Source organism: Micromonospora sp. A3M-1-15, from assembly GCF_024213425.1.
GTDB classification, from domain to species: Bacteria; Actinomycetota; Actinomycetes; order Mycobacteriales; family Micromonosporaceae; genus Micromonospora; species Micromonospora chersina.
Genome location: NZ_JANAVK010000008.1, coordinates 79,583 through 90,493 on the forward strand (window position 1 = coordinate 79,583; position 10,911 = coordinate 90,493).

At 73.6% G+C, this 10,911-nt stretch carries 11 protein-coding genes; 3 read left to right on the top strand and 8 right to left on the bottom strand.

The genetic code is table 11. The features are described 5' to 3' along the window. Positions 1–3: 3 nt before the first annotated feature. Entirely contained in the window at positions 4–948 is a 945-nt protein-coding gene (locus tag NLX85_RS30635) for a rhomboid family intramembrane serine protease (RefSeq protein ID WP_254341080.1), read from the bottom strand. Positions 949–973: 25 nt separating this feature from the next. After that, positions 974–1,504: a peptidylprolyl isomerase gene (locus NLX85_RS30640; protein ID WP_107075444.1), complete on the bottom strand. Its 531-nt coding sequence runs from the start codon at positions 1,502–1,504 to the stop codon at positions 974–976. Between the two features lie 84 nt (positions 1,505–1,588). Here NLX85_RS30640 and NLX85_RS30645 point away from each other — a divergent pair, with 84 nt between their 5' ends. Continuing rightward, positions 1,589–2,425: a hypothetical protein gene (locus NLX85_RS30645; RefSeq protein ID WP_254341081.1), complete on the top strand. Its 837-nt coding sequence runs from the start codon at positions 1,589–1,591 to the stop codon at positions 2,423–2,425. A gap of 70 nt (positions 2,426–2,495) precedes the next feature. On the opposite strand, the gene corA is transcribed toward NLX85_RS30645, so the two are convergent. Both corA and NLX85_RS30655 read right to left on the bottom strand, forming a co-directional pair. Further along, the gene (gene corA, locus NLX85_RS30650) at positions 2,496–3,644 is read right to left on the bottom strand and encodes a magnesium/cobalt transporter CorA (protein ID WP_254341083.1); all 1,149 of its coding nucleotides are present in this window, start codon (positions 3,642–3,644) and stop codon (positions 2,496–2,498) included. 370 nt (positions 3,645–4,014) lie between these two features. Next, positions 4,015–5,109: a PLP-dependent aminotransferase family protein gene (locus NLX85_RS30655; RefSeq protein WP_254341084.1), complete on the bottom strand. Its 1,095-nt coding sequence runs from the start codon at positions 5,107–5,109 to the stop codon at positions 4,015–4,017. Positions 5,110–5,308: 199 nt separating this feature from the next. Between NLX85_RS30655 and NLX85_RS30660 the strand changes: the two genes are divergently transcribed. Together NLX85_RS30660 and NLX85_RS30665 are read left to right on the top strand one after the other, a co-directional pair. Then, the gene (locus NLX85_RS30660; protein WP_254341086.1) at positions 5,309–6,187 is read left to right on the top strand and encodes a 3'(2'),5'-bisphosphate nucleotidase CysQ; all 879 of its coding nucleotides are present in this window, start codon (positions 5,309–5,311) and stop codon (positions 6,185–6,187) included. 103 nt (positions 6,188–6,290) lie between these two features. Beyond that, entirely contained in the window at positions 6,291–7,913 is a 1,623-nt protein-coding gene (locus tag NLX85_RS30665) for a hypothetical protein (protein WP_254341088.1), read from the top strand. A 58-nt stretch (positions 7,914–7,971) separates the two neighbouring features. Here NLX85_RS30665 and NLX85_RS30670 read toward each other — a convergent pair whose 3' ends face one another. Genes NLX85_RS30670 through NLX85_RS30685 form a run of 4 tightly spaced genes read right to left on the bottom strand, consistent with a single transcriptional unit; the run spans position 7,972 to position 10,911 of the window. Beyond that, positions 7,972–8,886: a glycosyltransferase family 2 protein gene (locus tag NLX85_RS30670; protein WP_254341090.1), complete on the bottom strand. Its 915-nt coding sequence runs from the start codon at positions 8,884–8,886 to the stop codon at positions 7,972–7,974. Beyond that, positions 8,883–9,860 (bottom strand): sulfotransferase, encoded by a 978-nt coding sequence (locus NLX85_RS30675; protein ID WP_254341092.1) that lies wholly within the window; start codon positions 9,858–9,860, stop codon positions 8,883–8,885. The genes NLX85_RS30670 and NLX85_RS30675 overlap by 4 nt, the downstream gene beginning before the upstream one ends. Beyond that, positions 9,857–10,438 (bottom strand): glycosyltransferase, encoded by a 582-nt coding sequence (locus NLX85_RS30680; RefSeq protein ID WP_254341093.1) that lies wholly within the window; start codon positions 10,436–10,438, stop codon positions 9,857–9,859. Before NLX85_RS30680 ends, NLX85_RS30675 begins: the two co-directional genes overlap by 4 nt. Then, positions 10,435–10,911, bottom strand: coding sequence for a UDP-N-acetylglucosamine transferase subunit ALG14 (locus NLX85_RS30685; protein ID WP_254341095.1), 477 nt, complete (start codon positions 10,909–10,911; stop codon positions 10,435–10,437). Before NLX85_RS30685 ends, NLX85_RS30680 begins: the two co-directional genes overlap by 4 nt.

A 10,911-nucleotide genomic window follows, 5' to 3' on the forward strand; every position in this document is an offset into this window, starting at 1 on the left:
CGGTCAGCCGGTCAGCGCGGCGGTGCGGACGAGGACCAGCCCGAGCAGCGCCACCAGCAGGATCGCCCCGCCGGCGGCCTGGAAGGCGGTCCGCCGCGTCCGCGGGGCGTACGCCAGGACCAGGGCCATCAGCGCGCCGACCACCAGCCCGCCGAGGTGCCCGGCCACCGAGATGCCCGGCACGGTGAACGTGAAGATCAGGTTGATCACCAGGATCGGCACGATGGCCGACGTGTCCCGGCCCAGCCGGCGCATGATCACGAAGATCGCGGCGAAGAGGCCGAAGATGGCCGTCGACGCCCCGACCGCGGGCGAGTTGGGGGCGCTGAACAGGTAGACCGCGACGTTGCCGCCCAGCCCGGCGATCAGGTAGAGCGCCAGGAACCGCAGCGGGCCGAGCACCGCCTCCAGGGTCCGGCCCAGCACCCAGAGCGCCCACATGTTGAGCAGCAGGTGCACCACGCCGTAGTGCAGGAACATCGCGGTGACCAGCCGGTACCACTCGCCCTCGGCCACCCCGCCGATGGTGCCGTCGCTGAAGCGCGCCAGACCCAGCACCGCGCCCCAGTCGGTCAGCGGCGTCGAGCCGCCCATCAGGCCGCCGAAGCCGGACCCGCCGGCGGCCGCGTCCCCGCCCCGGTCGGAGGCGATGGACAGGATCATGACCAGGACGTTCAGCGCGATCAGGGTCTTCGTGACGTAGCCCTGGCGGCCGGCGGCACCGCCCCCGAAGGCGGTACGCGCCGGCCGCACGCTACGGCGTCCCTCGCTGACGCACTCCGGGCACTGGTGGCCGACGGACGCGTCCCGCATGCACTCCGGGCAGATCGGCCGGTCACACCGGGTGCACCGGATGTAGGTCTCCCGATCGGGGTGCCGGTAGCAGACCGGAGTGGTCGGCGCCGGCCCGCCTGTGGCGTCACCTGCCTGCCCGGAGCGCTCAGTCATGCGAGCAAAGGTACCCGCGTGACGCTCAGGCCGGCTTGCGCTCGATCTCGACGCGCTCGATGACCACGTCCTGGAGCGGCCGGTCGCTCGGGCCGGTCGGGGTGTTGGCGATCGAGTCCACGACCTTCGCCGACTGCTCGTCCGCGACCTGGCCGAAGATGGTGTGCCGGTTGTTCAGGTGCGGGGTCGGGCCCACCGTGATGAAGAACTGCGAGCCGTTGGTGCCCGGCCCGGCGTTCGCCATGGCGAGCAGGTACGGCCGGTCGAAGCGCAGCTCCGGGTGGAACTCGTCGGCGAACTTGTAGCCCGGGCCACCGCGACCGGTGCCGGTCGGGTCGCCCATCTGGACCATGAAGCCGCTGATCACGCGGTGCGAGATGGTGCCGTCGTAGTACGGCCCGCTGCCCGGCTGGCCGGTACGCGGATCGATGTACTCGCGGGTGCCCTCGGCCAGCTCGACGAAGTTGCGGACGGTCTTCGGCGCGTGGTTCGGGAAGAGCTCCAGCCGGATCGGGCCAGCGTTGGTGTGCAAGGTGGCGTAGACAGCCTCGGCCACGGGTACTCCTCACTCGTTGGTCAGTTCCATGCGGATCCTCCCATGTGCCCGATCTGGCCATGCGGAGGCATCCGAAGGTGGAGGATGACGAAGGAACAACTCCCAGGAGGTGGGACCGTGTTTGGAATCGGGCGGCGTAGGACCCAGGGCCAGCTCGCGAAGGCGGAGCTGAACCAGGGCATCGGTCACCTGAGGCAGGCCGCCGCACACGCGGCGAAGGGTGCCGGCGCCACGGTCGGCCCGCGCGTCCAGGCAGCCCGGGGCGCCGTCGCGCCCACCGCGATCGTCGTCCGGGACCGGGCGTCGAGCGGTGTCGCATCGACGGCCGCCGCACTCGCGCCGCTGCTCATGGCGATGCGCAACGCGCAGGCCGAGGCCGCCGGCAAGGCCCTTACCGGCCGGAAGGCCGCCACCGCCAAGCAGGCCGCCATGAGCAAGAAGGTGAAGGCGAAGAACATGAAGGCCGCGAAGAAGAAGCAGAAGAAGTCGCGCGGCATGACGACCGGCCTGCTGCTCGCCGGCACGGTCGCCGGGCTGGCCGGCGCGATGGCCATGCGGCGCCGCCGCGAGCAGCAGGAGTGGGCCGAGTACGACCCGACCGGCAAGCTGGAGCCGATGCGCGAGGACGTGGACACCATCGTGGTGGAGACCCCCGACGCGACCGCGAAGGTGACCGATGCGTCCACCATGTCCAGCAGCTCGGGCGTGGCCGGCGGCCCCACCGGCGCCGGCAGCTCGGCGGTGGCCGGGGGCGACAGCGCCTCGACCACCACCCCGGGCACCCAGCCCAAGATCCACCCGAACGACAAGGTCCCCTCGGTCGCCGAGGGCGCCCGGGACGTCTCCGGCCGCCCGGCCGACGACGTCACCAAGGCGATGCAGAACGGGAAGAACACCGCCAAGGCCAGCGGCCGCCGCTGACCCGCACGGTCACGGAAAGCGCCGGCGCGCGCGGGTACGCCCCGCGCGGCCGGCGCTTCCGTCTGCCCGGTTACAGCCAGCCGTTACGGCGGAACAGCCGGTAGAGCGTGAACGACGAGAGCAGCATCAGGGCCCACACGCCCGGGTAGCCGTACGTCCAGCTCAGCTCCGGCATGTACTTGAAGTTCATGCCGTAGATGCCCGCGATGGCGGTCCACACCGCGCCGATCGCCGCCCAGGCCGCGATCTTGCGCATGTCGTTGTTCTGGTCGACGGTGACCTGGGCCAGCCGCGCCTGGAGGATCGAGTTGAGCAGGTCGTCGTAGGAGTTCACCTGCTCGACGGTGCGGCTGAGGTGGTCCTGCACGTCCCGGAAGTAGCGCCGCACCTCCTGCGGCACCTCCCGGTTGACCTGCGAGGTGAGGGTGAGCAGCGGGCGCTGCAACGGCACCACGGCCCGCTTGAACTCCACCAGCTCCCGCTTCATCTGGTAGATCCGCTGGATCCGCCCGCTGCTCTGCCGGTCGAAGACGTCCGCCTCCAGCACGTCGAGGTCGTCCTCCAGCCGGTCGGCGACCTCCAGGTAGAGGTCCACCACCCGGTCGGTGACCGCGTACGCGACGGCCCACGGGCCGTGCTCCAGCAGGTCCCGCTTCGCCTCCAGGTCGGCGCGGACCGGCGACAGCCGGCAGGCGTCCCCGTGGCGGACGCTGATGAGGAAGTGCGGCCCGATGAAGAGCATCACCTGGCCGGTCTCCACCACCTCGGAGTTCTCGGTCAGCTCGGTGTGCTCGCAGTAGCGGGCCGTGCGCAGCACGAGGAAGACCACCTCGCCGAAGCGCTCCAGCTTGGGCCGCTGCTCGGCCTTGACCGCGTCCTCCACGGCCAGCTCGTGCAGGCCGAAGGTGGCCGCGATCGCGGTCATCTCGTCCAGCTCCGGCTCGTGCAGGCCGACCCAGACGAAGCCGTTCCGCTCCTGGCGGGCGGCGGCCAGGGCGTCGGCGTAGTGCCACTCGCCCGGCTGGCGCTCGCCGTCGACGTAGAGGCCGCAGTCGACGATCCCGCTGCGGTCGGGGTCGGCCGGCCGGGGCGTACGGGGGGAGCCGTCGGCGTTGAGGATGCGCGACATGGCGCGTACCGGCGCCGCCCAGGCCCGTGGTCTGGGCGCCCGGTCACCGTTCTGCCCGGCGCTGCGGTCGCGTGCCACCCGGTCCGTCATCTCGCCCCCTCTCCACGAAGCTGCGGCTTGCAGGTTACGCCGGTCAGGGCGGGGCGCAGCGCGGGCGAGCGCGGGACGGGCGACCGGGCTGCGACCCGCGTCACGCCGGGCAGGAGGCGGTGACGGCGCCGGGCGGGCCGGCCGCGTCAGGGGGGTGAGGGGCGACACGGCCCACCCGGCACCCATTGGGGGCGGGAGTTCTGCTGCGAGCGCCGACGGTCCGGACCGGGGGCGGCCCGGGCGGCTGCCGGTCGGCGGACCGGTCACCGGCAAAGATGAGCGGCGCTCGCAGCATTGTGGGCCGCCGGCCGGCCCAGCGGGAGACCCGGGCCGGCCGGTATCGCCGTTCTGTCAGAAACCCGACAGAAAATCAGCCGCGGACGGCCGCCATGGCCTCGGCCAGCCGCCGGACGCCCTCGTCGATCCGGTCCGCGGTCACCGCGGAGAAGGCCAGGCGCAGCGCGTGCCGGCCGCCCTCGATCATGAAGTCGCTGCCCTTGACCACCGCCACGCCGCGCTCGGCCGCGGCCGGGGCGAGCCGGTCGACCTCCACGTCCTCGGGCAGCTCCACCCAGAGGAAATAGCCGCCGTCCGGCTCCACGAACCGGGCCTCGGGGATGTGCCGGCGCAGCGACTCGGCGAGCACCACGGCACGCTCGCCGAGCGCCGTCCGCACGGTGTGGATCGACCGCTCGATCTCCCCGGAGACGCAGAACTGGTGCACGATCGCCTCGGAGACCATGCCCGGCGAGATGTAGAGGTTGGTGGCCCGCTTGGCGATCGTCGCGATCACGTCGGCCGGGCCCACCAGGTAGCCGACCCGGACGCCCGGGCAGACCGTCTTGGTGAAGCTGGAGGCGTGCACCACGACGCCCCGGGTGTCCATCGACAGCATCGAGGGCAGCGGCTCGCCCCGGAACCGGATGTCCGCGTACGGGTCGTCCTCGAAGATCGTGAAGCCGTACTCCCCGGCCAGGTCGAGCAGCTCGCGACGCTTCTCCAGGGAGAGGGTCACGCCGGCCGGGTTCTGGTAGTTCGGGATGACGTGGGCCAGCCGCGGCCGGACCCCGGACTCCAGCAGCTTGCGCAGCTCGGCGGTGTCCAGGCCGTCCGGCTGGATCGTCACGCCGTGGATCTCGCCGCCCATCTGCTGCAGGTTGAGCAGCGTCCGGTCGTACGTCGGGCGCTCGACCACCACGGCGTCGCCCCGGCGGACCAGGTGGTCGAAGAGGAACGCGTCGGCCTGGAGCGAACCGTTGGTGATCAGCACCTGGTCGGCCTCGACGCCGTGCTTCTCCGCGATCCACTTCCGCAGGGGCGGGTAACCGACGGAGGTGCCGTACGCCGTGATCCCGGCGGGGTCGGCGTCGAAGGCGCGGACGGCGGCGGCCTTGAGCCCCTCGACATCGACGATGTCCAGCGAGGGAGCGCCACGGGCGAAGGAGATCAGCTGCTCGGCGGTCATGCGCACGAGCCTAGGGCCTGGCCCGGCGGGTCCGACCGCCATACACGCGAAGTTCAACATGCGGGCGGCGGCTCCGTCCACCAGGGCCGACGGAGATCCGAACCGGTTTCACGGCTGTCTACCATCCGACCGGAAGCTGGCGCCGGGACCACCGGCCGCCGAAGGATTGCGGGTCGCGGCAGACCCGGGGAGACAGGTGGTGAGGCTCGTGACCGAGGACGAGGCCGGACGGCTCGACGACCAGCAGTTCGCACAGTGGCTGGCCGGGCGGGCGGGCGAGGCGCTCACCGCGCTGCGGGACCGGCAGGGCTTCGCGGACCCGAAGGCGCTCAAGGACGCCGGCGACCGCGCGTCGCACGAGCTGATGACCGCGGCGCTGGCCCGCTGGCGGCCCGCGGACGCGGTGCTCTCCGAGGAGGAGGCCGACTCCCGCCGGGCCTGGGCGGACGGCGAGCGGGCGCCCCGGCACGACGCCGACCGGGTCTGGATCATCGACCCGCTGGACGGCACCCGGGAGTTCTCCGAGGCCGGCCGGGACGACTGGGCGGTGCACGTGGCGCTCTGGCAGCGCTCCGCCGCCCCGGACGGCGCCCTGATCGCCGGAGCCGTCGGCATGCCGGCCCGCACCACGGTGGACGGTGACCAGCTCATCCTCGGCACCGGCTGCCCGACCCCGAAGGCGGTCGAGGGGCCGATCCGGATCGCGGTGAGCCGCAGCCGCCCGCCGGCCTTCGTCGGTGAGCTGGTCGAGGCGCTCGGCGCACAGGCCGTCCCCATGGGCTCCGCCGGTGTCAAGGTGTGCGCCGTGGTGACCGGTGAGGTCGACGCGTACGTGCACGCGGGCGGCCAGTACGAATGGGACAGCGCCGCCCCGGTGGCGGTGGCCCTGGGCGCCGGGATGCACGCGTCCCGGATCGACGGGTCGCCGCTGCGCTACAACCGGGCCGACCCGCGCCTGCCCGATCTGCTGGTCTGCCGCCCCGAGCTGGCCGACCGACTGCTCGACGCGATCGCCCGCACCGGGGTCGAGATGCCCGCTTCGACCGTCACCGACACCCCGGGTGGGGCGTTCGGCTGAGTGTTGCGGTACGCACGGCCCAGGTGAACGGAGGCTATCGTCGGTCGGAATGCACGTCCGACCTGAGCCCCGAGAGACGGGCCGCCGCCAGCCAGGGAGGGTCATGCCGGCCGAGCGAGACCAGCACAACGCCTTCGAACAGCCGACCGGTCTCTGGCCGGGGCAGGACGTACCGCGCCAGCAGGGCGCGCCGGCCCTGCCCTGGCCCGAGGCCGCGCCGCCGGTGCCGCCGGCCGAGTCGCGGTCCGGCCTGCCCTGGCCGGAGACCGGGCCGGCCGACGGTCACGCCGATCCCCGGTGGGCCGGCGCCGACCGGGGACACGCCTGGCCGGCGCGGCAGGCCGGTCCGGGCGGGCACCCCGACGCCGACTGGACGCCACAGGGCGGCCCGGCGGGCCTGCCGCCGCAGGCCGGGGATGCCGGCTGGGCGCCGCACGGCGCGGACACCGACTGGACGCCGCAGGGCGGTCCCGGGGGGCACGACGGCTGGGGGCCGCCGGCCGGTCCCGGCCCGGAGGCCGGTTGGGCCGACGGCGCGCCCACCGCCACCGCCACCCTGCCCGGGCCGTCCCCGGAGGACATCTGGGCCGAGCCGCGTACCGGAACCGGAGGCCCCGGCCAGCCGCCGCCTCCGCCCGTCGCGCCGACCCCGACGCCGCCCGGGGGTTCCCGGCGCCGCTGGCGGGTCGCCATCGCCGCGGCCCTCGTGCTCGCCGTCGCCGGCGGCGGGGTCGCCGTGGCGACCCTGCGTCCCGACGAGACCCGGCAGGCGGGCGAAACGCCGGGCACCGTCGCCCCGGCGCAGTCGGCCGGCCCGAGCGGCGCGGCCACGCCGGGCGCTCCGACCCCGAGCGCCGAACAGGGCCTCGGCGGCAAGCCGGCCGTGTCGCCGTCGACCTCCGCGGACTCGGCCCCGGGCTTCGCCGGCACCCGCCTGACCCTCCCCGGCGCGTCGATCGGCGTGCAGAACGGGGAGACCTTCGGGCAGGCGCTGAGCCGCTCCGACCGGACCTTCGGCAAGCTGCGCATGGCCCGGGTCTTCTTCCCCGGGCTGCCTCCGGCCTGGAACGGCAGCCGGGCCGACGTGGTGGACCGGACCGTGGTGGTCTCCTTCAAGGCCTCCCCGCAGGAGATCAACTCCGGCAAGTACGACTCCCGGCTCGCCTCCTGGTTCGCCTCGATCCCCCGCGAGCACAACGTGTACTGGTCGTACTTCCACGAGCCGGAGGACGACGTCGAGCGGGGCGCGTTCACCACGGCGGCGTACCGGACGGCCTGGAAGCGGGTCGCCGGTCTGGCCAACCGGGCGAACAACCCGAAGCTGATCAACACGCTGATCCTGATGTGCTGGACGCTCGACCCGAAGTCCGGGCGCAGCTTCGACGCCTTCTACCCCGGCGGCGACGTCATCGAGACGCTCGGCTGGGACTGCTACAACTGGGGCGCCAAGTGGAAGCGGTACGCCTCGCCGCAGGAGATCTACGGCGAGATGATCAGCAAGTCCAAGGCGCTGGGCAAGCCGTGGGGCGTCGCCGAGACCGGCAGTGACCTGGTGCCGGGCGACTCGGGCAGCGGCCGGGCGACCTGGATCCGCTCGATGAGCGGCTTCCTCAACGGCCAGCGGCCGGAGTTCGTGGCCTACTACAACCAGGTGGTCAGCCAGGGCGACTTCCGGCTGCTCGACCAGCCGAGCATCCAGGCGTGGAAGTCCTTCTGCGTGGCCTGACCCCACGCACGGGAACGGGCGGGCGACCGGCTGGTCGCCCGCCCGTTCTGCGTACGGCTCAGATGCCCCGGCCGCGCTTGTGCAGGGTGCGCAGGACCCGGTCGGCCTGCACGGCGCGGCTCGCCACCGCCAGCGCCAGGTAGGCGCGGGGCTCCCGCGGGTTGCGGGCCAGGGTGCGCCGGGCCCAGCGCACGGCGTCCCGCCGGTTGCCCATGGCCGCCTGCGCGAAGGCGATCTGGCCGGCCACCCGCGCCTCGCCGTGCGGCACCGTGGCGAACTCCGGGTAGCGGCGCAGCAGCCACTGCAACGCGGTCGAGATGGTCTCCCAGCGCTGCGCGAAGTACGACCGCTTGTGCCAGCGGACCAGCACGTACGGGCTGTCCACGTTGACCAGCGGGGCGTACCGGGCGGCGCGGAGCAGGAACTCGTAGTCCTCCGCGTAACTGCCCGGGATCTGCTCGTCGACCAGCCCGATCGCGTCGAGCAGGGCGGCCCGGCGGATCAGGAAGGTGGACGGGTGCAGCTCGGTGAGCCGGTCACGGAGCAGCGCCTCCAGCGACACCCGGGACCGGTCCAGCGACCGGTCCACCGTGCGGTCGTCGTAGCTGACCCGGATGCCGCAGCTGACCAGCGCGCCGTCCGGGTGCACGTCGAGCGCGCCGAGCTGGGCGGCGAGCTTGCCCGGCAGCCACTCGTCGTCGTCGTCGCAGAACGCCACCAGGTCGCCGGTGGCCGCCTCGATGCCGGTGTTGCGCGCCCCGGCCAACCCCGGGCTGCGGGTGTTGGTGATGACCCGGACCCGCCGGTCGCCCCGGTCCAGCTCCAGCGACCGGTCCGGCTCGGACTGGTCGTAGACCACGATGGCCTCGATCAGGCCGGGGTGGGCCTGGCTGAGGATCGCGTCGAGCGCCGCGCGCAGCAGCTCCGGACGGTCCCGCGTCGGTACGACGACCGAGATGCTGGGCCCACTCATGTTTTCTCCACGGACTCGTCGGATCCCCGCTGGCCCAGGTAGCCGTAGCGGACTCGGAAGGGGAGCGTGGCCAGGCTGACCACGGCCCGGCTTCGGCGCGGCAGGCGGCTCCGCCACGCCTCGTCCCGCCGCACGGTCAACGGACCGCCACTGAACCGCAGCGGGTTGCCGGCGATGCTGTGCGCCCGGAACGGCGCCGCGGGCGGGTCCGTGAGGACGCGCAGCGCCTCGGGGTCGTCCGGCAGGCCGGCGAACTCACGCAGCCGGCGGACGGTGCCGGCCGGGTCGGCGGTGAAGTCCTCGTAGCGCAGCCGGAGCACCTGCGCCCGGGCGGCGAGCAGGTGGAACGCCGCGTTCTGCGCGGTCCACAGCTTGCTCACCTCGAACGGCGAGAAGGTCGGCATGAAGTCCTCGCCGTCGACCACCTCGGGCCGGCGCACCTGCTTGCCCCACGAGTACGCCACCGCCCGGCTGTCCCGGACCAGGTGCAGCACGCGCAGGTCGAGCCCCTCGGCCCAGCTCAACGCGAAGGCGAGCGAGGCGTGCTTGCTGGAGTCGACCACCACCCGGGCGCCGGTCGCCGCGAGGGCGGCCCGGTAGATGCGGGTGTAGAGGTCGGCGTAGCGGCGGACGTCGGCGAGCTGCTCCGCGGAGAGCGAGTTCTTCGCCAGCCGGGGGATGTGCCGGGTCCGGTCGACCCGGTCCTTGAGCGCCAGCACGTCGTCCCGGTCGACGGCGGACCAGCCGCCGAAGGCCTGCTCGCCCACCTGCCGCCAGAACGGGCAGGAGGTGAAGCGCTCGCCGCAGCCGCACCGCTCGTCGGCGCCGAGCGCCCGCTCCCAGAGGTGCACCACCTCACCGACCGCGCACACGTCGGCACTCTGCGCCAGCAGCAGTTCCAGCAGGGTGGAGCCGCTGCGACCGAGACCACCGACGAAGAGGACGCGGGGCTGACCCGTCTCCGCGGTGCTCACCCGCGCCGCCCGCCGGCGCGCTGGCGTACCCGGCGGGCCACCAGGTCGTCGATCACCGCGCCGACCCGGGCCACCGCCTCGGCTCGCGGATCGGGCCGGTCCGGGTCGGCGGCCAGGACGAACCGGGCCGGGTCGGCCATGCCCTCGTCGAGGGCGGCGACCAGGTCGGACTCGGTCTCGCAGAGCCGGACCATGCCGGCCGCGCCCAGGCGCCGGGAGAAGAGCTGCTGGTGGTTGTCGACGTGCTCGTCGTGGGTGGGGTCGCGGGGCACCACGATCGGCAGGTGGCCGGTGCGCCGCGCCTCCGTGATGGTGGCCGGGCCGCCGTGGCTCACCACGAGCGTCGCCTCGGCCATGGCCCGCTGGAGTTCCTCGTGGCCGAGGAACGGGGTGGCCTCGGGCAGCGCCGGGGTGCGGCTGTGGCCGTACTGGAGGACGAGCCGCACGCCGGGCCGCTCGGCGTGCCACCGCTCCAGCCAGCCCACGAGGCGGTCGAACCGGTGCACGTCGGTGCCGACGACGACCAGCACGTACGGCGCGGAGCGCCCATCGCGCTGCCGCGGCAGATGAGCGCTCACAGGAGATTCCCCACGACGGTCGCCTCCGGGTACATGCGGCGCTGCTCCTCCCACTGCACGAGCATCGCGGAGAGGAAGGGGCGGCAGAGCCGGGCGGTCAGCGTCGCGCTGTCGATCCGGTCGTAGACCTCGATGTAGACCGTCGGGATCCGGCGCAGCCGGGCCGCGACCACGAACGGCAGGGCGACGCCGGCGCCGGTGGTGACCACGGCGTCGACCCGGCGCCGGCGGATCACCTTCAGCGCGAGGAAGGCGTTGCGGACGAGGTTCCGGACGTTACGGGTGGTGGGGTGGTGGGCCCAGACCACATCCTCGCCGTCGAGCAGCGAGCGGGCGTCCGGGGTGTCGAAGGTGACCCACGCCCGTCGCCGCTCCCGGTACCAGGGCTCCAGCGCCAGGAGCTGGGCGAGATGCCCGCCGCTGGAGCCGACCAGCAGAACCTGCCCCGAGCCGTCGGTTGACCCGCTCACCAA